Origin of the sequence: Streptomyces sp. NBC_01013, from assembly GCF_045162765.1 — a bacterium.
Taxonomy (GTDB): domain Bacteria; phylum Actinomycetota; class Actinomycetes; order Streptomycetales; family Streptomycetaceae; genus Streptomyces.
Window position 1 is genome coordinate 8,388,847 of record NZ_CP108687.1, and the last position, 21,409, is coordinate 8,410,255.

Below are 21,409 nucleotides of genomic sequence, written 5' to 3' on the forward strand. Positions count from 1 at the left end.
ACCGTATGGAGTGACACCATGCCGACCACCAGCGGACAGCCGGACGGCGCCCCCGGGCCCGCACCGGCCTCCGGTGCGGCACCCGGGCGCGCCGCGGTGTCCGCCCCCGTGGCCGCGCAGCCGCCCGTCACCGTCGCACGCGGCGAGCCGGACTTCCCCGTCCCGCCCGAGGACATCGTCGCCGCGGCTCTCACCGCGCCCGATCACTGGCTGTCCGTGACCGACCGGCACTGGCTGGGCGCGACGGGCGAGGAGCCCGCGCCCCCGTGGGCCGTGCTCGGCCGCTGGCGCAGCAACGCGCGGGGCCGGATCGTCTCCTGGGAGGCCAACCCGGACTACCGGCCCTCGCCCGCCGCGCTCGGCTGGGCGCCACCGGTGGACGACGCCGACGCCGCCCTGCACCTGGCCGCCACCGGATACGGTCCGGACGAGGACGTCGCCGAGGCGATCGCGGAAGCCGGCACCGTGGCCGTGTGCGTTGCCGAGGACGGGGAGCCGGCACGGACGCGGATACCCGGGGGCACACACGCGGTGCCCGCCTTCACATCGCCGCCGCCGGGGGCGCCGGCGGACCGGATTCCCGCGCACGTGACGATGACGCTTCCCGCTCTCCTCGACCTACTGCCGTCCGGCCGGGACGTGCTCCTCCTCAGCCCGTCGGCCCCGGCCTCCCTGCTCCTCCCCGCGGACGAGCTGCGTGAACAGGGGCAGCGGGCGTCCGCCGCGTCCCTTGACCGGACCCGGTCCACCGGGCGCTCCCGCACCGATTCAGGTACCCCCAGCAAGCGAGGCCAAGATGAGTGAGTCCGGCGCCGCAACTCCCGCCGCCCCCCAGGATCCCGTACCCCCCGAGGAGTTCGTCCAGGCCGCCCGGCTGGCACCCGACCACTGGCTCTACCTGGCCGATCCTGCCTGGCAGGGGGACGGCCCGCCGCCGGAGTGGGCCGTGATCGGCCAGTGGCGCTCCGATTCCGAGGGCGAGATCGTCGAATGGGAGGACAACGAGGACTACAGGCCGTCACCCGAGGCGATGGGATGGCCGGAGCCCGCTGACGACGTGGACCGTGCGATCCAGCTCGCCACCACCGGGTACGGCCCGGTGGAGGAAGTCACCTCGGCGCTGGCCAGGACCGAGGTCGCGGTGCTCATCACGGCGGACGGTGAGCCGGTGAGCGCGTCGGCGCCCGACGGCACGGCGGTGGTGCCGGTCTTCACCTCCCCCCGTCATCTCCAGGCCGCCGGGCAGCTGGGCTTCGAACGGATGCCGGTGGTGGACCTGCTCGGCCGCGTCCCCTCCGGCCACCACCTCTGCCTCAACAGCACGGCCGCCGTAAGCATGGTGCTGGCCGTGGACGGGCTGGCGGAGATGCTGCACGGCGCCGTGACAGCGCCGAGCGCCATTCCGGCGGACAGCGCGAGCGGCTTCATGACGCAGCCCCGCGAGCCGGGCGGGACGGCGCCGAACCGGGCAGCTGGTGGCGAGCCTGCTCAGAGGCTTCGTCCAGGCGGACATGGTCGAGCAGATCGCGGGTGAGCGCTTCGGAGCCGGTGCGGATCGCGCGGTAGCAGCCGCAGACCAGCAGCGTGAAGTAGGCACCGATGGGTCCGGTGGTGCGCTCGAACAGATAGTCCTCCAGGTCGGTGAGCATGCCAGGGCGGTGTTCGGCCGGCACGAGCTGGCGCTCGGTCGACTTGATCAAGCTCCGCCAGTGCCGGCGGCTGGCACCGTCGCGCCGGTGGAACGGCTCGACTCCCAGGCGGGTCCACCGCCCGGCGGTCTGCGCGAGGAGGGTGTTCTTGCCGGTGAACCCGTCAGCGAAGAACCGGCTCTCGGCCAGGCCCTCGCTAGAGGCAGAACCTCCGATAGAGGGCGAAGCGTTCCTGTGGGGCGAGCGCGGTGCGAACGTGCGCGGTGCCGGATACTCGACCATCGCTTCGTGGCGAAGGCCTGGCGTGCGCGCTTCGCCAGGTGGAAGGGACGGGCCGTGGCATTGCCGGACTGCGGCATCGCCTTGGCTGACGAGAAACTCATACACTCCGACCTTGAACCTGATCAGGTCCAACGACTCGGTGAGACTGCCGATCTGTGCGGTCACCCGCTCCTGGTGCTCACGCATGAGCGCGAGCCGCTCCTCCGCGTTGCCCGCGCCTTCCCTGACGAGGTCGGCGTACCGGCGAAGCACGGTCAGGGGCATGCCGGAGGCGCGGAGGATGATGCAGACGTTCAGCCATTCCACGTCGTCCTGGCAGTAGATACGGCGCCCGCCGGGCCCGCGTCGCACGGCGTTGACGAAGGGGCCTTCCTGCTCGTAGAAGCGCAGCGCGTGAACGCTCAAACCGGTGCGCTCGGCGACCTGTCCGATGCTCAGACTCTGGGGGCCCGTTCGACGGTCGATGGCGTGGCCGTTGAGGCCAGTACTACCCGGCCGAGTTCGTGCAGGGCCTGACAACCTGGACTGTCTACCGCGCCGACAGCGACGCCGAAGCCGTCCAGGCGGAGCCTTTCCACGCGGGCACCCAAGCCGCGGAGTGGCTGCGGCCCTTGCTGCCCCGGCCCCACGGCCTTCTGCGGCGCGAGAACATCGTTCTGGCGGGCGATTGTGCCCGGCGCTGGGCACCGTGACCTGCTCAACTTCGCCGCCCTATCAAACGCCCCTGGCGGAACAAGACGCTCTTTGACTCTCACTACCATCGACAGCAACCCGAGAGATCGCACCTGGATTCCTCACGTCTCGTCAAAAGCTTCGAGCAGGCGCTCGTGCGCCAGCTTCGGCCGCAGGGCCGCGTCCCACGGCAGGGAATCGGCCGTGCGCGGAGGATAGATCTTGGTGTCGGCGGTGGAACCGTACCGGTCGGTGAATCCCCATGTGGAGAACGATGTGCAGTTCGGCTCCTCCAGGCAGACCCGCAGCTTGCCCGCCATCTCATCAGCCTGGGTCTGCCGCCCGTCCTCCTCGTCCTCACCTATGGGGACGTCCATCTCCGACACCCGCGCCTGAACCCCGAGCTCCGCCAGATCCCGCACATGGCTGCGGAAGGTCTCATGGTCGATGCGGTCGCCGGGTGCGTACTCATGGTTCTGGAAACCTACGCCGTCGATCGGTACGCCGCGATCCTTGAGCCGCTTGACCAGATCGTAGAGGGCGTCCCACCGCTCGCCTTCCTCCTCGACCCCGTACTCGTTGAGGAACAGCCGTGCCTTCGGATCGGCCCGGTGGGCGGCCCTGAACGCCCCGTCGATGTATTCCTCGCCCATGGCCTCGAACCACGGGCTCTGCTCGGAACGCAGACCGAGATCCCCGTTGGTGTAGCTCTTCTCGTCGTCGGACATGGGCTCGTTGACCACATCCCATTCCGCGACCCTTCCCTGGAAGTGCCCGGCGACCGTGGCGATGTGCCGGAGCATGGTCCGGCGCACCTCCTCGGGGTCGTCGTCCTCCCGCATCCAGTCGGGCAGAGCCTCGTGCCAGACGAGGGTGTGCGCGTGCACCTTCATGTCGTTTGCGCGGGCGAAGCGTACGAGTAGGTCCGCGTCGCGGAAGTCGTAGATGCCCCGGCGTGGGTGGAGGAACTGTGGCTTGAACGCGTTCTCCGGAGTGAGCATGGAGAACTGGCTCCCCGCGAGTGCCCGGTAGCGTGAGTCGGTGAGCAGCGGGTTCTCGGCCAGGGCGGTGCCGACATCGAACGGCCGCCCCACGTCTGCGGCCCGTGCACGCAGCGAGTCGTCGGACTGCTCCTGGCGTAGCTGCGGCGCCTTGATGACGCGGAGCGAGTCACCGCTCTCTGCCCGCGCGATCAGCTGCGTCAGACGCCATCCCTCGCGGCGCTCGTCTTCGCCCGCGTCCGCCTCCAGACCGAACCAGACAGTGCCCTCGGCGAACACCCCCGGGTCCTGCACGGTTCCCAGCCGCCGTCCGTCGGCTTTCACGCGGAATGTGTCACCGATGCTCGATACGGCGAGCGTCACCGTCCCGGAGCAGCCGCAGTCGAAATCCTCGGAGGTGGCCGGCTCATCGCCCTCGCCGTCCCATATCTGTACGCTCACTTGTCCGTCAGCGGTTACGCCGATGCGGAGTGAGGGCCGCTCCTGCCGCCACTCGTCGTAGATGACCGGAACCCGTCCGTACAGCCGCAGCCACGAGTCGCCGCCATCGTCACCCACACCGGACATGCGCGCAGTGACGGTGAAGTCGCCATCGGACCTAAGATGCGGGCCGGCCAGGTTTAGCGGGGGGTTGGGCTGGCCGCCGGAGGAATCCTGCTCCACGATGTGCCGATCCAATGCACTGACCCGCAGGATGTCGTTCCGCGCGGTGGTGCCCGGCATCTGCGTCCAGTCGTGGTTCCGCAGCAGGTCTTCGCCGTTTCCGCCGCCCGCGCCTTCGCCCTGTCCCGTACACCCGGCCGCCACCGCCATGACGAGCACCACGGCGGTCAGTCGCTGCCACGGCCCCCCACCAAGGCCCACGGCCCCTCCCGCTCTCTTGTTCGAGACGAGATCAACGTCTCGTAACCGGGCCACAGTTCATCACACGTGAGCAACGGCGGCCTCGTGTGGCACGTCCCGGCTCGTGTGGCGGAGCGGGCCCGGATCGTTGCGGCCTGCGCGGAAGGCGCATCAAATACGCGTGTGCCAGCGAACTTCAGGGTATCCACGGAGACGGTACACAAGACGCTCACGGTTCGCTGACCGGCGGATGGTGGGACTGGCGGACGAGCCGCCGCCGGACCGTCACAAGCCGGAACCGGTACTCAGCGAGGCTGAGCGCACGGGGCCGTTCCCCGTGAGGGTCAGTAAAAGGTTTGGCTCTGTCACGTACGTGTACTCCTTGACGGTCCTGGGGCCGCCCCTCGGTCCAGGAGTGGACCCGCAGTGGCCCCTGACGGCGCAGTCGCATGCTGACGGCGGCGTATGCCGGGCTCTCAGTGAGCGGGTCGACATGGGCCGGGTCGCCGACGATTCCACGGTCGCCCCGGCGTCCTGCGGGACGGTCCAGGCGAGCAAGCCGAACACCTGCGTGCCTCCCTGCTCCTCCAGGTGGCTGATGCCGAGTTCGTCACCGCGCCATCCGAGGTTGTGGATCGCCGCGGCGAGGGGCGCGAGCAGTGGGTCGAGTAGCGGCCCGGAGCACACCAGATACAGCGTCTGGTCCTCTTCCTGCGGGCCCAGCGCGGCCAGCGCCCGCTGGATGACGAGGAAGTCGCCGCCGTCCGTGATGTCGTTGTCGGCGGGCTGCGTGACAGCCATCCGTTCCAGCGGTACGCCTCGCCGACGGACCATGAGCTCCGCCACTTGCCGACGCAGTTGGTTACGGGGGAGCCCGGCTGACGACCGCAGTCGCGGCTGCTCGCGCACGGTCACGGCCGGCGAGTCGATATACGGTGAGGTCACCGTTGTCTCCCTCCCTGTGTGACGTGCTCTGCCGATGGCGCGGCGGAGGACTCGGACGCCACTTCGACGAGCAGCGTCTGGCAGAAGTTGCGCCAGAAGAGGTTGCTGGAGAGATCCGGCATGATCCACTCAACGTCCGCGAGGGTGAGGCCCCTGGCGTCCGTCGCGTCACGCAGGGTCTCGATGAGATGGCCGACGCAGGAGGGGGAGAAGTGGTTCGACTCCTGCCTGGTCATGCGCAGGTTCCGGTGGAAACGCCCATCGCGTACCGAGCCGCCGGACAGGTAGCGGTAGCGCGGGAAGCCGTGGTTGTAAGCGCTCTGTACGACCACTGCGGCGACGGCGTCGCCGACAACCGTCACGCCAGGTACGATCCGCGCCATGTCGGACACACTGCTGTGATCCCCGCCCAGTACGAGCACCCGTTCCCCGGGGCACGCGCCGGGGCGCGTGTGGTAACGACGGGCCACCTCCACGGATCGCAGCACGGAAACGCAGTTGACGTGTGAACTCCCACAAATGTGCGCCTGCGGCAGGCCCAGCGCGCGACGGGCGCCTCGTGAAGCCTGGCCGGCAGGCTAGGTCCTGCACGCTCTGGCTGTGCCCGTACAGCCCGACGCCGACGAGCTTGTCGATCAACCCGCGGGCATCAGAACATGCTCACGACGGGGTTCCACGCGCTCCTTGCGTGGTTGGGCGAGCGGGATGTGGCCTTCGTGCTCCTGAGCGCCGACCCGATGGAACCCGGCGCCGCCATGGCTGCAGCCGGACTTCCCGCTCCGCCCTGCGGCGTCGGAGCCTTCGTGAACAGGTCCGTTCACCGGGCTGAGTCCGTGCCGGTTCAGCAAGCGGATCACCGCGTTGCGGCGTGAGTAAGCCGATCCAGTCACCGCCTGGACGACGCCGGCCTGCTCTCGAGTTCGAGGAGAAGCACTGTGCCGCGCGAGAGACGGCCGAACCACCGAACCTGAACGCCCGTCAACCTCTGCTGACCAGCTGATCAACACCTCCCAGTTGACGGGCCTCAGTTCAGTCCCTCGGCTTGGGGATCGGCCGCGGCGAAGCGGGCCACGAGGGTCGGCGCTCGCGGTGGCTGAGGATTACCCGAATAGGCAACGGCGGCTCCGCGTCACCGTGGGGCCAGGCCCGTAGCCGGATCCAGCGGTGACACGGAGCAGGGTTCATGAAGGCCGGACGTTGCGCAGTTCGGTCCTCAGTACGGGCGTGCCGTCGACAGGCGCCGGATTCTGCTCGGTCGGCTCGATTCCGCCGGCAGCGATCTTGTCGAGCGTCTTCAGGCCGGCGGCGCCGACCGTACCGAACGCCGTGTAGTTCGGCAGCAGCGTGGAGTCACCGTAGACGACGAAGAACTGCGAACCGTTCGTATCCGGCCCGGCATTGGCCATCGCCAGCAGGCCGCGCCCGTAAAGGCGACGGGTGCCGGTCGGATCACTCGGTGCCGGCGGCAGGTCCACCGGCAGCTCGTCCTTGTACGCGTACCCCGGTCCACCCTCGCCGGTGCCGGTCGGGTCGCCGCACTGCAGGACCTTCAGCGTCGGATACGCCGTCAGCCGGTGACACACCGTACGATCGTAGAACCGGTGCCGCGCCAGGTGCACGAAGCTCTGGACCGTGCATGGTGCCTTCGTCCGGTCCAGACGCAGGGGGAGCGGCCCCTGGCTGGTCGGGACAGCCATATCGATCGCGCCGTGACTGGGGGTGTGCCGCGGGTCGGGCGGCAGGGGAACCGGCCGCGCCGCCGGCTCGTCCGGTGTCTGGGAGTACTGGCAAGGACCGTGCGTGGTTCGCGGCGGGGCATCGGAAGCGGAGGCGGTGACGCCGCCCCCGGATACGACCAACGTCAATGCCGTCAACGCGGTCATGAGGCCATGGTTCATCCTGCACACCCTCCCAAAGATCGTCAGATTTCGGAGCGGTCGCAGTCTAAGGCGCGGCCTGTCGGGCGAGTACCCGTCCGCAAGCCACATTCGCCTCCTTCGCGATCAGAGCAGAGCAGGGAACAGCCGGACCTCCTCACTGACCTTGTCACGGATGTCGTCACGGATGTCGTCACGGGCCGGGCATAGGGCTCCGGCCGGCGACCGATCTCACGCCACCCGAGCAGAGCACCTGACCACGCTGTCTTCATCGGGCGGGGCCGGAAGGGGCCGCAGGCGCAGAACATCGTCCGCGGCTGACCGAGCGGTAGCGACCACCAGGCGGCTGCCGGACCGGCAGCCGCCTTTGTGTGCCTCGGGCTCGAAGAGATTTCCAGCTGCGGCGGCTGGTACAGCGGCCGAGGTCGCTTGGCGTGGCCGGTGTGCAGGGCAAGGAGGCCGCGCACGTCAGCCGCGTGCACCTCGACCCAAGGTGCGACGATTCCCAGCGCAACTCGCCGGTTCTGCGTGGTCCGCTCGCGATGCGAGCCGGGGAAGCAGAATGACAGTGCAGCTCAGCGGCGCGAGCCCGCCGGTACGTGTTGCGAGCCTGGTTTTTGTCGGGCAGTGCTTCGCCTGTGCGGCGGCGATGGTCCTCGGCTTCCTCAGCCCGCTGCCGTGACGCTGTTGGTTTGGTTGGCTACCCGAGTGGGCCAGTCGCAGGGTGCAAGGTGTCGAGCGCGGCAAAGACGGGTACAGCGTGGCGTGTACTGCTGGAAGGACGAAGGTCATGGGGCGTGTCCCGGTGGGTACGGACAACGGCTTGAATGCGAATGTCCGGCGCTGCCCCCAGCCCGTTACGCGGGGATCGAGGGTGCGCTCAGGACCTGCCCGCTCCCCACAGCGTCGAGGGCAATCAGGTCTGTCCTTGGCTTCCCTCGGTTCCTAGCACGGGCGGCTCACTGCTGCCTGGCATCGTGCCCTGACCGAGTTCTTCGCGACGACGCGAACACGGCTCGTCTACTCAGACTCCCATTCTCTTGAGGAGAACATCATCATGAAGGTCCTCGTCGTCCTCACCTCGCACGACCGGCTCGGCGACACCGGCCGTGCCACCGGATTCTGGCTGGAGGAACTCGCCGCCCCTTACTACCGCTTCAAGGAGGCAGGGTGGGAGATCACCCTCGCTTCCCCGAAGGGCGGCCAACCGCCGCTGGACCCCAAAAGCAACGAGCCCGACGCCCAGACCGACCAGACCCGCCGTTTCGAGGCGGACACCGAAGCCATGACCGCACTGGCGAACACCATCCGCCTCGACTCCGTCAACGCCGACGACTACGACACCCTCTTCTACCCAGGAGGCCACGGCCCCCTGTGGGACCTCGCCGAGGACGCCGACTCCGCCCGCCTGATCGAGACCACCCTGCGCGCCGGCAAGCCCCTCGCCCTGGTCTGCCACGCCCCCGGCGTACTGCGCCACACCCGCAACGAAGACGGCACGCCCCTCGTACAGGGCAGGAAGGTCACCGGCTTCACCAACACGGAAGAGGAAGGCGTCCAGCTCACCGAAGTCGTCCCCTTCCTCGTCGAGGACGAACTCAGGAAGCTCGGCGGCCACTACGCCAAGCAGGCGGACTGGCAGCCCTACGTTGTCCAGGACGGCCTCCTCATCACCGGCCAGAACCCTGCCTCCTCCGGCCCTGCCGCCGACGCTCTCGTGGAGCTCGTCTCGGCTCACCCCTGAGCAACCGACCGCCGCGGCAACGCCCGGTGGCGTGGTCCACGGGTTCGCCGGCCACAACCCCGGGAGCCCTCGCTCCCGGGGTTCGGACGCTCGCCCCACGGGCCGGAGCACCCCATCCGAAGCCGCGGCACGCGCAGCCAACCTCACCACACGCGCCCACGCCACAACCTGAATGAGCCGCGCACAGCACCAGCAGGCGCGGAGCGCCGGGGACCGTGAGAACGACCTCGGCATGACAGGGCGGCCGATGGACAGCGGATCGTTCACACGAGACCTCCCTCGGCTCCCTCCAGGGCTATTCCTCTGATCTACGCGATCCGCGAGTACCGGGGCCGCAAGGACGAGCCGAAAGGCTTCGGCTGGCGCGCCTTCCGCGACCTGATCGTCCGCGCTCGCATCCAGCTCGGCGGACCGATCGTGCTGGTCTGGGACAACGTCCGCCTGCACCTGACAGCCGGCATACGCGAGTTCATCGACGCGAACGCCGAGTGGCTCACCGTTTTCCAGCTGCCTACCTATGCCCCGGACCTCAACCCGACCGAAGGCATCTGGTCGCTGGTCAAGCGTGACATCGGCAACCTTGCTGCGGCCGACCTCGGCCAGATCACCCGCGCCGTGAAGCGCAAACTGAAGATGCTGCAGTACCGGCCGGAGGTCATCGACGGCTGCCTCGCCGGCACCGACCTGGCCCTGTGAGCGTCGGGTCGACGGACACGAAGATATGCTGAAGCCCAAAGCTGCTGGTCAGCTACGGTGACGGCATGACCGACAGCTTGTCCGAGGACATAGCCGACGTGCTTGACCTCGTCCTGAACCGGACGAGCCTATTCACGTCGCCCTCGACGGCAGGTGCCCCACCTCAGGGTGAAAACCCGCTGTAAGTGCGGGTGCGGCACTGCCTACTTCGACCTTGACGCCGACGCGGTGGAGCCCGCGCCAACGGGCCCCGGCATCGTCGTGGTTGCCGACATACAGCTGTCCACGGCCGTAAGCCCGACCAACACCCTCCCCACCCGCCCTGCACCCGTGTGAGGGGACGGCGAAACGGTGGAAGCTCAGCTCGAGGCACGGGCCACCATCAGGCCGTGGCACTGCCGTGCCCACTCACCTACTTCACCCTCCAACACGGACAACTCGGCCAGGTACCAGACCACATCGGCGACATCATCACTTGGATGCGTAGCGAGCACCCCGTAGTCGCCTCCGGTACCTCGTTTTCCGGTTCGACGAGTACGGCCCGGAAATTCGAGCGCTCCCTCCCTGCCGGGCGGTGCGTACCACCGCCGAGCTGCGGCATCCCAGCGGGCACCTGCCGCCTTCGCTTGGTCCTTCTCCGCGTACGCGACGTCCAACCAGGACCGTTCAACAGTCATGTGCCCCACTAGCACTGACCGAATGTCATTGCTTGGACACGTCAGGGCAAGGCGCTGACAGCTGCCCTGTTGTGCGCGGAATCGACCACGGGCACAGCAGCCGGGACAGTGGTGTGGGGCGGGCTCCGGGTTCGCGTGGCCAGGCCGGCGGGGCGGGTGCATCGTCCGGTGGTGGTTCGGCCGCGGGCGGGGTGTTGCCGTCGGGTCTGGCGATGGCCTCGACCTCATACGGGTGCCGGTTGGTGCTCATGGGCCAAGGGTGCTCCTGGTGCTGGGAGTTGCTGCCCCGGGTGCCGACTGACACAACCGAACGCAAGTCTTGGAATTCCTTGGACTCCTTGTCTTGTCCATCCAGTCATGGAGTCGCTACGCTGGCGCGATGACAAACGCCAACGCCAGTCACACAGGCCGTTGTTACTGCGGTTGCGGCACCGAAATCGGCTTCGGCCGCCTCTTCGCCGCCGGCCACGACAAGATCGCCGAAGCCGCCTACCTCGCCGTCCACCACAGCGGCTCCGTCGCCGAGCTCCTCGTCAGCCAGGGCTACGGACCGGACAACCCCGTAGTCGACGCAGCTGTCCAAAAGGGCGGCTGGCTGGTGTGCGACCACTGCGACTACAAGGGCGCCCCCGCCAGCATCCGAAACCACATGGCCAAGGTCCAGAAGGCCGAGAACAGTCAGCGGGAAGCCCTGGAAAAGACCCTCCGCGCGCTCGGAGGGACCTGGGACCCCAGCCGCGGAGTCCAAACACTCCGCGACGCCGGATACCACCCCTCCGAGAAGTACATTCGCGAGGTGTACCGGCGCCTGGCTGACAGCGGCCTGCTGGAGAAAGTGGACGAGAACCGGGCCATCTACTTCGTCATCGAGCAGTGAGGACCGAACCCATGCCCATCTCCACCCGCAACCCCAGACGCGCACGCCTCACCATCACCCTCGCCGGCCTTGCCGTCGCCATCCTCGGCGGCATCCTCTGGCTCGTCGGCGACGAAAACGAGGTCACCGGCTCCAACAGGATGGACCTCAACTCCAGTGCCGTGTGGGGCGACATCCTCGGATACGAAAGCACCCAAGCTGACGAGTACGACGCCGCCAAGGAGCAGCGCGACACCGGCGAAACGCAGATGTCGTGGGCTATCGTCCTCGCCGTTCTGGGTCTGGCCGTGGTCGGTTCGCGCTGGCTGATCTCCCCCACGCCCGCACCCGCGAAGCCCGCCGCGGTCATGCTGACGCCGGAACAGCAGCAGCAGGCGATCACCATGTACCTCGAAGCGCAGCAGCGCGCCAGTGACGAGACGTGAGGCGCACAACCATGGTGACCCGAACCGTTCCAGTAGGGCCAGGACGGCCGGGTGCTGCAACCTGGGCCCCAGGACCCGTTCCAGCGACGGATGGATCTGAGTCAGCAGCCCATGCAGCCGGTTGGCGACCCTGGTTGCTTCGCCGGTGAGGTCGTCGTCGAATCCGACGGTCATCTCCAGTTCGGCCATCGTCTCGTCCTCGCCGTCGATGGCCCGAAGCGTGTGGGGCATCGCGCGGGACGCGTCCGCGATGATGAACGCGTCCCTGGCGTCGGTCTTGGCCTCGCCCGGGTAGAGGTCGGCGATCCGGCGCATCGTCAGCCCGGGAAGGTAGGCGACCGGGCAGCCCATGTCCCGGGCCACTGCCAGCGGCAGGGCGCCGATCGAGGCGGGCTGGTCGACCACGACCAGCACCGTTCCGTGCTTGGCCTGCAGCTTGGCGAACAGTTCGCGGAGCTTGGGCTCGGTGTTGGGCAGCCGTTTGTAGAAGGCTTTCTTGCCGGCTGGGGTGACGGCAGTGGCATGGTGTTCGCTCTTGCCGACGTCCAGACCGAGGAAGACGTCGATGTTGCCGATGTCGATCACGTGCAGGCCCCTCCATCACGTTTTCGTCCGGCCTTGCCTCGGCACCGAGCTGCCACACCCACGTGACGGAGAGCTCTTCCGGCCCGGGTAAGCCGGTGCTCAAACCCCTCATCAGCGGTCCGTCGACGCCTCCGGGCCCAGTGACACCACCCCCCGGATCATCAACCGCAACAAGGGGGGGAAGTCATGCCGGACCCGAAGGCCGGTAGCCCCGTTGCGGAGCCAAAAAGGCAACGGGGGGCCATAAAGACGCTGTGCTGCCCGCTCGTGGGCCCGACGAATATGCCCCGCTCATCACGAGCGGGGCGTCTTTGTTGGGGCCGGTCAGGAGGTGGGGGCGATCGCGCCTCCGTCGCTGGCGCGGACCATCACCTCAAGCAGCGGGGAGGCGGGCGAGGGCTGGCTACGCCCGATGTCCTCGTATCCCCAGGCCCGGTAGAGGGCGTGCACCTTTCCGTCGCCGGCCGCCTTGTTGACCATGAGGGTCACGTACGGCTCCTTGGAAACCAGCAGGAGTGCATCGTGGATGCGTCGAGCGGTGCCTGTCTTGCGCCAGCTCGGCCGGACGCCGATCTCTTTGATGGCCAGAGCGGGGCTCTTCGTGTACCTGGCCGGCGGCTCCGGGCTGGTTCGCTGCCAGTACCGATCTCTGTGCTTGATGCGGTTGCCGTACGCGTACCCGATCGGCTGTCCTTCCGCGTATGCCAGGACGGCGACGAATCCGGGCTCGGTGCCATGCCGGTCCAGTCGCTCACCGAACCCCGTGATGGCGTAGTTCGGCAGGTGAAGCAGCGGCACCCGCACTTCGGCGTATACGTCGATCAGGTCGTCGCGGGCGCCGTCGAGTTTGGTGAACTGACGAAGTTCGATAACGGGTGCCGTGGTCATGCGCTGGTCCTCCAGGCGGCTGTGTGCTCGGTCCAGGTCTGCACGTTGATGCTGCCCGGCGCGGTCGCGCGCAGGGCAGCCCCGAACTCGTTCAGCATCCGGGATACACGGGCATGTTGAGTAGCCGCTGCTGCGGGAACCTTCATTGCCGCAGCCACGGCGGCATCGGCCTCGCCCTGGGCGAGCTGGGCGTGCGCGAGCCTCGTTTGCGTGATGGTGCGGGACCTGGCCATGTGGGGGCGCAGCCCGGCCAGGCAGCGGGGGCGTGGGCCTCTGCTGTCTGATAGTCCCCGAGTGCCAGGTACGCCGAGAGCGCGAGCGAGTCCAGTTCGGCCTGGTCGTAGAAGGCGACCAGCCAGACGGGGCGGGACGCGTGCGGGTCGGCGCGGTCTATGGCCTCTTGGGCCTGGTCGAAGGCGCGCTTGGTGCCGGTGCGTTCTTGGGCTGCGCCGTGGATGGCGGCGTGCCGCGCCAGGCCGGGTGACGCGAACATGGGGTCGCGGCGCGTGATGTGCAGGCCGCGTGCGACTTCGTTTGCGGCGAAGGCGTCGGACGGGCGTCCCCTGTGCCGGTACATGCTGCCGGTGTGGCTCCGGATGCGGAACTTGATGGCTTGGTCGCCGGACATCTCGGCGAGGGCTTGGGCTTCACGCATGTGGCGCTGGGCGTCGACGTAGCGGCGGCCGTCGATTGCTGCCCACATCGCGGAGGACGGAAAACCAGCCGGCTCCCTGCCCCAACCACCCCGGCGACGCGCCATTGTGCGCCCGCCCCCGCAGCCCGTTTTTTCAGGGAACACCTATCAAGCCGGAGGAAGTTCGGTCTCAGGCCTCGTGCGGGTGATTCGGAGCCGGCTGCGCTCTCGGTCCAGGTGCCCGTTGACCAGGCATGTGGAAGATCATGCCATGGGCGGTCGGTGCCGCACTGCTTGCTCCGGCCTCGGTATCTGCACAGGCGGCGCCCTTGCCGGTGCCCATTGCGGAGACTCACCGGTGTACTGCGAGCAGGGACTACTGCATCGTCATCGAGTACACGGGGGCCTCCCCGGAGCGGGTGCCGCTGCCGGGGGACCGGGCATGGGCAAGCGAGTGGAAGGAAGCGACGTGGACTGGCGAGAACGGTAGGGCGCCCGGTGTCACGGTGGAGACGCTGTGGGGATAACAGTCAGGCAGGAGGGCCGAAGCTGCCGAAGAACACACTCGTGTGCACACAGTTCAAGGGCTCGAACCAGAAAGCGTGCTTGGACATGCGGCTTTGTCCGTCGGTGTCGGTGACGAGGTCGTCGAGGCCGGTGCGGTAGGTGCCGGTGCGTTCGCCGGGTTGGATGGTGGCGGTGGGGGTGAGACTGGTCCAGCGGATGTCGGTGACGGCGCGGTAGTAGTCGGGCGTGTTGCCGTGGGCGTGGACTCCTGCCACCGTCGAGCCCGAAGCCACCACCGCGGCTCGCCTCGTCCCTCGCCCGCGCAGGGCGCCGCGGGCCGGGTCGATCCGGCGGGGCGGGTTGTGATGGTTGATCTTGGGCGTCATGATCGCGGGATAGCTGGGGAGACGGTGGTTGAGCAGAAGTGGCGGGGATACCGGGGAGGCCTCCCGGGGTGCGAAGGGGCAATCTCGCGGTGGCAGAGGCCGCCTACGCCGAACCTCGGTTGCGGGCTCTGTTCCGTATCCGAGCCCTGGGGCGCTCGCACCGGAAAAAAACCGCACGTGCAGTGGAGCAACGACCTGCCGTCTATCGCCTGCAACGCGCAAGCGTGCATCGTGTACGCGCCCCTGCGCGCGTCGAAGCGTGTTCTGGGTGAGTCGCTCACCTCGCAGGAGGCGGCCGCTTTGGTGGTGGCTCACCTGCCCGACGGCTGCGGGCCCGCCTTCGAAGGGCCATGGCTCCCACTGGGGAAGCCCACCGACTGAACCTGCTGCAGAGCCGCAGCCGCCCTGCCGCGCCCGTCAAACCCCGTTGAGACGGGTCACCGGGAGCGGCCCGCATTGCCGCCGCGCCCGATACCGTAGTGGCACACGCCCGTTCGCGCCCTGGATGCCTCTCGTGATCGCACACTGATCAGGTGCGCCACCGGTAACGCACCCCGGTGAGCCGTTCGGAGAGCGCCCACAGCTTGCGGGCCGTTGGCGCGTCTCGGATGGCTCGTTCCCGGTCGCGCAGCACGGGCTTGCCGCGCAGTTGGAACGGTCCGTCGGGTACGACGTAGCTTCCGCCGGGCAGACCGGGGACGGTCGCGGCATACAGGGACGTCCTGGCGCCGTCAGGTGTCGGGCGGAAGGCGACGCGTACGAGCAGGCGGGTGAGGAGTGCGTACAGGCGGCCGCGGTCGCTGTTGGCGCCGCCGGTCAGCACGTTGGACCGGGTGAGGCCGGGGGCAACGGCCATGCTGCGCAGGCTCACGCCGGCGGCGTCGGCCCTTCGCTGCAGTTCCATGGCGAAGTAGAGGTTGGCCCGCTTGGACTGCACGTAGGCGAACGCCGTTCGGTAACGGCGTTCAGCGTTGAGGTTCGTCAGATCGAACCGCGCGAATCGCTGGCCCTCGCTGCTGACCGTCACCACGCGCGGATCGTCGGCGGCCAGCAGGTACGGCATCAGGAGCCCGGTGAGCGCGAATGCGCCGAGATGGTTGATGCCGAACTGCGACTCGAAGCCGTCGGCGGTGCGGGAGAACGGGACCATGGCGACGCCCGCGTTGTTGACCAGGAGGTCGAGCCTTCCGTGGCTCCACTCCTCGGCGAACCGTCGGACGGACTTCAGGTCGGAGAGATCGAGCAGGCGCAGTTCGGCGTGGGCGCCGGGGACTTCCGTACGCAGTCGCGCCAGTGCGTCCGCCCCGCGCTCGCGGCTGCGGCAGGCCAGGACGACCTGGACACCGTGCCGGGCGAGTTCGCGGGCAGTGACGTAACCGATGCCGCTGTTCGCTCCGGTCACGACGGCCAGCTGTGCCGTCTGGTCGGGGACGGGGCCCGGTGACCGGTGCCCGTCTGGGGCATGGCTCATGGGGGTGCCTCGATTCGCGTGATAAAGCAGGCCTCATTGCAACTTGAAGTTGCGATAGCCTGATCCTGTCGTACGAGCCGCCCCTAACGCAACCGGGAGTTGCAATGGAACTAGCTGGAGTGCCCTCCGGGCGCGCCCCCACCGTCGGACGCGGCGGCAGGATGCGCGCCGCCGTACTGGAGGCGGCCATCGCCGAACTCGCGGAAAGCGGATACGCCGCCCTGACCGTCGAGAACGTCGCCCAGCGGGCCGGCGTGCACAAGACGACGATCTACAGGAACTGGAAGGACGCCGACGGCCTCATCGCCCAGGCGCTGGCCGCCCACTTCGCGGCGGACGTCCCCATCCCGGACACCGGGGCGGTCGCCACCGACCTGCGTGAGCTGGCCCGTTCGCTCGTGGCAACGATGACCACGCCGACGGGCATGGCCCTGCTGAAGGCCGTCCTCTCGGACGCCGTACGCCTCCCGCAGGTCGCCGAGATCAAACGCGCGCTCTTCGACGACCGCTTCCGGCGGGCGGCACCCGTGATCGCCCGAGCCGTCGAGCGCGGTGAACTGCCCAAGGGCACGGACCCCGTCGAACTCCTCAAGGCCCTCGCCGCGCCCGTCTACTTCCGGCTCGTGTGCAGCGGAGAGCCGGTCGGCAGGGCGACCGCGGACCGCGCGGCTGACGCGGCACTGGCTGCGGCACGGGCGGGGGTGCTGTAGGCGGTCCCTCTTGTACTTCCAGCTGCCGCCCCAGATCCGGTACCCGAGGGTCACGGACTGGCCGGTGAGGGTGCCGTGGTGGCAAGGGGCGCTGAGTTCGCCCTTGATGGTGTAGTGGCGGGGTCCGTCGCTGCTGACGGTTCCGTTCAAACGGACGTCGCACTGGGTGACACGCCGTACGGGTCGGTCCTTTCGTAGCTGACGTGGGTTTCGAGAGTTCCCGCGCTGGCGGTCGAGGCGGGCAGGAGGACAGCGCTGGCCACGGCGAGAGCCGTGGCGCAGGCGCAGGCCAGGTGGCGCACCGGCCGCCGGGCGGGGAGAGTGTTCGTCGTCATGGCCTGGAACCGATCACCGAAGGGCGAGGTGTTTGCCCGTCTTAGTGATCTTGGAACGACTGTGGCTCCGGCATGCCCGCCCCACCACCTGTGCCAGGGCGGAGCTGGCCGGCCGTGAGCGGCGGCCGTAGTGACGACGACACCCCTCACGCCCACCGCATCCCAATCGCGGAGAGCGGGACCCGGTCGACCTGCGTCCGGGTCATGTCCCCGGTGCGGTGCCCGTCCCGTGTCGGGAGAACCTGGAAGCCAGGGACGTCTCCTGCCCGTGCAGGAGATCCGGAACAACTTCGCCGCCGCCGGAGTCGATCAGGGCACCGCAGCGAAGGTCGTCTCCTACTGCGGCTCAGGAGTGACGGCCTGTCCTAACCTCCTTGCCCTGGAGCACACAGCCCTCGGCCGCGGCCGGCTCTTCGTCGGGGGTTGGTCCGCCTACAGCCGCGACGAATCCCGCCCGGTAGAAACCGGACCCGCTCACTGAAACTCCCCCGTCTGGTTGAAGACCCAACCGAGTGGGGCTTGCGAGCAGCCCTGGCCGTTTGGATTCAAGGCCCTGACCGGACTTCCGGGATGTCCCGGTTCGCCCAGCACTGGCCCCAGCAGACCCCCGGTCTGGATCACCGGTGCGCCTATACGGGTCACTTCCGGGCGTTCCCGAGCGAAAGGCGCTCAGTGGGGGTAGGTCGCTTCGCGCAAGGGTGACCTGGAGATCCGTGAGGAGATCAGCTGTGTACGCAGTGATTCGGCGTTACGAAGGAGTGACTGACTCTGCCGAGGCGGGACGCCGAGTGGATGAGGGATTCGTGCCTCTCCTCCGCCGCGTCCCCGGCTTCGTGTCCTACTACTGGGTGGACGCAGGGGACGGAGTGATGGTCTCTACCAGCGTCTTTGAAGACCAGACCGGGGCCGAAGAGTCGGTCGAGCGGGCCGCGGACTTCGTAAGGGACAACCTCACGTCGCTGCTCCCCAACCGTCCTCAGGTCACGGCCGGCATGGTTGTGGCGGCTGGGTAGTGCTCTGACCGGGAAGGTGCGCCGGGTGGGCGGTCCCAGCGGTTGGATGTGTGGTGGCGTCCGTTGATCTGGCTGTGGCGGGTTTGGTGGCTGAGCCTGTCGGCGTGCGCAGACTGACTGACTGACCAGATCGCGGTCATGCGCTGGGCGCGCTTCCTCTGGTCGCCCCCGACGAAGGCGGAACCCGGGCCGCCGCTCGGACGGCGCTGCGGACGGCGGGCCTGCGGCGCAGGCGCCCTTTGTGCGCACGGCGGCCATGAGTCGACGCCGGAGCGCCGCGTTGTTCGCCTCGGCCAGCGCCTCTTCCCGCACCCGCTCGAGGGCGTGCGCCAGCAGGCCGATGCCGATGCCGGTCCCGGTGAGGGGAAGGCGACCGCCGACCCGGTACTTGATCTCTGCCGAGTCCCGTGCGGACAGGCGCTCGACGAGAACGGCTCGTCGCCGTCGCGCACGGTGAGAAGGATGCGCTGGCCGGTAACCCGGTGCAGCTCCTCCACGAACGGCAGCGCGGCGGCGCGCAGACCATGGCCGCGGGGCGCCGGCGAGGCGACCTCGGGGAGCTGCAGGCCGACGATGAAATCGCCGTTGCCGAGGCGTTCGAGGGCGCCCGCACGTACCTGGGCGACCAGTGGGGCGTGGGTGACTGGGAGGGCTACCACCGCGCGGCCGGCGCCGCGTCGTCGCCGATGGCACGGCACCCCGTGAGCATGCGGTGCGGGGCCTCAGCCGAGGATGAAGGTGCCGCCGGCTGCGCCGGCGAGGTCGGGGCCGAGGGCTGCTGCGGGAGTGTAGGCGCCGGGCTTGCCCTGGCCGCGTGCGAGGCGGGCGGCGGTCTCGGCGGCGACGGCGGCGGCGTAGTCCATGCCGTCGTCGGCACGCAGCCAGCCCCCGCGACGTGTGTCATCGGGCCACATGACGACCGCGTGGACCCAGGAGTGCCGGCACGGCTCGGGCGTGGCCTTTGTCTTGACGGCGGCCACACGACGGACGGCGAGACGCTGCACCGCCGGGATCGACAGCAGATTCCCGGCCGGCGGAAGGATCGCGCGTGCGATCGCAGACGTGGGGGCCAGGGCCGTAGTCAGGGTGACTGAGCCGGCGCCGCTGACCCACTGTGCGGCCATGAGTTCGCCGGTGGGGGCGCCCGCGGACTTCACCGTCTCAGCATCGGGGAGGGTGAGATGCTGCGCGTCGGCGCCCAGGCGCACGGTTACCAGCCGGCCGTTTGCGTAGGCACGGCCGCCCATGGACATGGTGTCCACGACAGAGGCCGCGAACGCGGAGCCCATGGTGCCCGCCCTCATCCCGACCGAGCCCAGGGCATCGACGCGTACCCGCTCAGGGGTGGGCTGGTTCTCGCACATTTTGGCTACGACGGCCTCGGCGGCCAGGACACCGACTCCCGCGCCGGTGACCAGTGTGCTTCCCGCTGCCCACCGAGAACGCACCCACTCCGGAAGACCCGCTGTCCCAGGGCATCTGCAAGGGCCCGATCCTTCAGATCTCCGGGCAACTCCCGCTCGACCCGGCCACCGGCGCGGTCGTCGGCACCACGGTCGCCGAGCAGACCACGCAGGCCCTGCGCAACGTCACCGCCGTACTCAGGGCGGCCGGCGCCGGACTGAAGGACGTCGTGATGACGGTTCTCATGGTGTGTCCTTGCCGGAAGGGCGCACAGAGCGATCCGTGCGAGGGGGGCAGGCCCAGGCCTGTCGTTCCTGGCTGCGGGGGTCGTCGACCTGGGTCCACTCGGCGTCGATGCGCATCGTGGTCCGGCGTGTGGTGTCGTACTGGTTCCAGCCGGGGTTGCCGATCCTGGCGAAGCGGATCCAGGCCTTGTGCGTGCGGGTGGCAAGGTCCGCGGGGGGCTTGTCGGGGCCGAGCAGGACGCCCTCACCCGCCAGCTGCGGGAGTTCGGCGACGTCGAAGACGAAGGGAAGTTCCATCGTGTGGGTGGCGCCGAGGTCTCCGCCCAGGGCCTGGGAGCGCCAGGCGAACTCGTAGCTGAACGTGGCGGACTGGGGGTGGGCGGCGTGCGCGCCGACCAGGGCCCAGCTGCCCGCGCCGAACAGCGCGTCACCCATGATGGCCGACCGCAGCTCACCGAAGGACGCCTCGGGGCGGGTGTTGCGGTACGTCTCCACGAGCTGCGCCGGTTTCGGGTGCGAGCGCGCCGCCGTATCGTCGACGTCGTCGGCGGTCGAGGTTGCGTACTTGTCCACCGGGACCAAATAGAGGTTTCCCTCCTCGGTGTTGGCCCCGACGAGCAGGTCGACATCGGCGCTCAGGCCGGCGCCGACGGATACGGCGGGCTGTGTGTCGAGCACCAGGCTGAAGGGGCTGAGGCCGATCAGCGGATCGTGGTGCGTCCCGGTCCGCAGGTCGATGCCCGCGAGCCGGGAGGCGGCCTCCACCAGGCGCTCGTCGGAGATGCCCGCGAAGGCGTCGGTGTGCGGCTCGATGCCCAGTTCCCCGGCCGCGGCCTTGGTGACACGGGCGGCCTGCTCGGAGGTGAACGCCCCCAGACCGCTGCCGCTCTGCACGATCGCCCGGCGGAACAGGCCCGCGGCCCCAGGGGTGGCGAGGATGCCGCCGACGACGGTCGCCCCAGCCGACTGGCCGAAAAGGGTGACGTTGTCCGGGTCACCACCGAAGGCGGCGATGTTCTCCCGCACCCAGCGCAGCGCCGCGACGACATCGAGCAGGCCGCGGTTGGCAGGCGCCCCGGGGATGTCGAGGAACCCGGCGATGCCCAGCCGGTAGTTGAGTGTGACCAGGACGACGCCGTGGCGGGCGAAGGCGGAACCGTCGTACAGCGCGGACCGCGTCGACCCAGCGACGAACCCGCCGCCGTGGACGAACACCATCACGGGCAGACCGCTGTCCGCGGCGGTGGGCTGGAAAACGTTGACGGTGAGGTAGTCCTCGCCACGGCTCCAGCCGGTGCCGAAGTAGGGGGCCATGTCGATGCTGCCGAGCTTCCGCTCGGACTGCGGGGCGTTGGGGCCGGGCACGGTGGCGTCCCGTACTCCGTCCCAGGGCTCGTGCGGCTGCGGCGGGGCGAACCGGCCGGCGCCCATCGGAGGAGCGGCGTAGGGGATGTTCAGGAAGGTGGCGGTGCCGTCATCCTTACGGAGACCACGGACGGCTCCCTGTGCAGTGGTGACGACGGGCTGGGGTTCGTGAATCACA

17 protein-coding genes and 4 pseudogenes are annotated in these 21,409 nt (G+C 69.0%); 8 read left to right on the top strand and 13 right to left on the bottom strand.

Features of this window, described 5'->3' with window-relative positions; all coding sequences use genetic code 11:
- Positions 1–18: 18 nt before the first annotated feature.
- On the top strand, positions 19–804 hold the full coding sequence (locus tag OG538_RS36190; RefSeq protein ID WP_406099880.1) for a type VII secretion system-associated protein: 786 nt from the start codon (positions 19–21) through the stop codon (positions 802–804).
- Positions 797–1,534, top strand: a complete 738-nt coding sequence (locus OG538_RS36195; protein ID WP_406099881.1) for a type VII secretion system-associated protein — start codon at positions 797–799, stop codon at positions 1,532–1,534. Before OG538_RS36190 ends, OG538_RS36195 begins: the two co-directional genes overlap by 8 nt.
- Here OG538_RS36195 and OG538_RS36200 read toward each other — a convergent pair.
- From OG538_RS36200 to OG538_RS36220, 5 genes are all read right to left on the bottom strand, one after another.
- Positions 1,425–2,618 carry a MerR family transcriptional regulator gene (locus OG538_RS36200; RefSeq protein WP_406099883.1) on the bottom strand — a complete coding sequence of 398 codons (1,194 nt, stop codon included), beginning with the start codon at positions 2,616–2,618 and terminating at the stop codon, positions 1,425–1,427. The genes OG538_RS36195 and OG538_RS36200 overlap by 110 nt on opposite strands.
- A gap of 107 nt (positions 2,619–2,725) precedes the next feature.
- A complete protein-coding gene (locus OG538_RS36205) occupies positions 2,726–4,468 on the bottom strand; it encodes an endo-1,4-beta-xylanase (RefSeq protein WP_406099884.1) in 1,743 nt (580 codons plus the stop codon).
- A gap of 264 nt (positions 4,469–4,732) precedes the next feature.
- Positions 4,733–5,392: a hypothetical protein gene (locus OG538_RS36210; RefSeq protein WP_406099885.1), complete on the bottom strand. Its 660-nt coding sequence runs from the start codon at positions 5,390–5,392 to the stop codon at positions 4,733–4,735.
- On the bottom strand, positions 5,389–5,754 hold the full coding sequence (locus tag OG538_RS36215) for a hypothetical protein (RefSeq protein ID WP_406099887.1): 366 nt from the start codon (positions 5,752–5,754) through the stop codon (positions 5,389–5,391). The genes OG538_RS36210 and OG538_RS36215 overlap by 4 nt, the downstream gene beginning before the upstream one ends.
- A gap of 819 nt (positions 5,755–6,573) precedes the next feature.
- Complete coding sequence (locus OG538_RS36220; protein WP_406099889.1) at positions 6,574–7,380, bottom strand: peptidylprolyl isomerase; 807 nt, start codon at positions 7,378–7,380, stop codon at positions 6,574–6,576.
- A 946-nt stretch (positions 7,381–8,326) separates the two neighbouring features.
- On the opposite strand from OG538_RS36220, the gene OG538_RS36225 reads away from it, so the two are divergent.
- Both OG538_RS36225 and OG538_RS36230 read left to right on the top strand, forming a co-directional pair.
- Complete coding sequence (locus tag OG538_RS36225) at positions 8,327–9,013, top strand: type 1 glutamine amidotransferase domain-containing protein (protein ID WP_406099890.1); 687 nt, start codon at positions 8,327–8,329, stop codon at positions 9,011–9,013.
- 381 nt (positions 9,014–9,394) lie between these two features.
- Positions 9,395–9,709, top strand: coding sequence for a transposase (locus tag OG538_RS36230; RefSeq protein WP_406100443.1), 315 nt, complete (start codon positions 9,395–9,397; stop codon positions 9,707–9,709).
- Positions 9,710–10,068: 359 nt separating this feature from the next.
- On the opposite strand, the gene OG538_RS36235 is transcribed toward OG538_RS36230, so the two are convergent.
- Entirely contained in the window at positions 10,069–10,614 is a 546-nt protein-coding gene (locus tag OG538_RS36235) for a DUF5710 domain-containing protein (protein WP_406099891.1), read from the bottom strand.
- 151 nt (positions 10,615–10,765) lie between these two features.
- Between OG538_RS36235 and OG538_RS36240 the strand changes: the two genes are divergently transcribed.
- Positions 10,766–11,263, top strand: coding sequence for a hypothetical protein (locus OG538_RS36240; protein ID WP_406099892.1), 498 nt, complete (start codon positions 10,766–10,768; stop codon positions 11,261–11,263).
- Between the two features lie 437 nt (positions 11,264–11,700).
- Here OG538_RS36240 and OG538_RS36245 read toward each other — a convergent pair.
- The 4 genes and pseudogenes from OG538_RS36245 to OG538_RS36260 form a co-directional block, all read right to left on the bottom strand.
- Positions 11,701–12,273, bottom strand: a pseudogene (locus OG538_RS36245) (IS110 family transposase); the annotation flags it as partial.
- Positions 12,274–12,597: 324 nt separating this feature from the next.
- Complete coding sequence (locus OG538_RS36250) at positions 12,598–13,161, bottom strand: GNAT family N-acetyltransferase (protein WP_406099894.1); 564 nt, start codon at positions 13,159–13,161, stop codon at positions 12,598–12,600.
- Positions 13,158–13,885 (bottom strand): annotated as a pseudogene (locus OG538_RS36255) (XRE family transcriptional regulator); the annotation flags it as partial. The gene OG538_RS36250 and the pseudogene OG538_RS36255, both read right to left, overlap by 4 nt.
- Before the next feature lie 518 nt (positions 13,886–14,403).
- Positions 14,404–14,568: pseudogene (locus OG538_RS36260) on the bottom strand (NAD(P)-dependent oxidoreductase); the annotation flags it as partial.
- 99 nt (positions 14,569–14,667) lie between these two features.
- On the opposite strand from OG538_RS36260, the gene OG538_RS36265 reads away from it, so the two are divergent.
- Positions 14,668–15,069, top strand: coding sequence for a DUF6193 family natural product biosynthesis protein (locus OG538_RS36265; protein WP_406099895.1), 402 nt, complete (start codon positions 14,668–14,670; stop codon positions 15,067–15,069).
- Positions 15,070–15,217: 148 nt separating this feature from the next.
- Here OG538_RS36265 and OG538_RS36270 read toward each other — a convergent pair whose 3' ends face one another.
- The gene (locus OG538_RS36270; protein WP_406099896.1) at positions 15,218–16,159 is read right to left on the bottom strand and encodes an oxidoreductase; all 942 of its coding nucleotides are present in this window, start codon (positions 16,157–16,159) and stop codon (positions 15,218–15,220) included.
- A gap of 104 nt (positions 16,160–16,263) precedes the next feature.
- Between OG538_RS36270 and OG538_RS36275 the strand changes: the two genes are divergently transcribed.
- Complete coding sequence (locus OG538_RS36275) at positions 16,264–16,869, top strand: TetR/AcrR family transcriptional regulator (protein WP_406099898.1); 606 nt, start codon at positions 16,264–16,266, stop codon at positions 16,867–16,869.
- A gap of 2,070 nt (positions 16,870–18,939) precedes the next feature.
- Here OG538_RS36275 and OG538_RS36280 read toward each other — a convergent pair.
- Positions 18,940–19,665 (bottom strand): hypothetical protein, encoded by a 726-nt coding sequence (locus OG538_RS36280; protein WP_406099899.1) that lies wholly within the window; start codon positions 19,663–19,665, stop codon positions 18,940–18,942.
- Between OG538_RS36280 and OG538_RS36285 the strand changes: the two are divergent.
- Positions 19,635–19,802 (top strand): annotated as a pseudogene (locus OG538_RS36285) (Rid family hydrolase); the annotation flags it as partial. The gene OG538_RS36280 and the pseudogene OG538_RS36285 overlap by 31 nt on opposite strands.
- Before the next feature lie 61 nt (positions 19,803–19,863).
- On the opposite strand, the gene OG538_RS36290 reads toward OG538_RS36285, so the two are convergent.
- Positions 19,864–21,408: a carboxylesterase/lipase family protein gene (locus OG538_RS36290; RefSeq protein WP_406099901.1), complete on the bottom strand. Its 1,545-nt coding sequence runs from the start codon at positions 21,406–21,408 to the stop codon at positions 19,864–19,866.
- Position 21,409 lies beyond the last annotated feature (1 nt).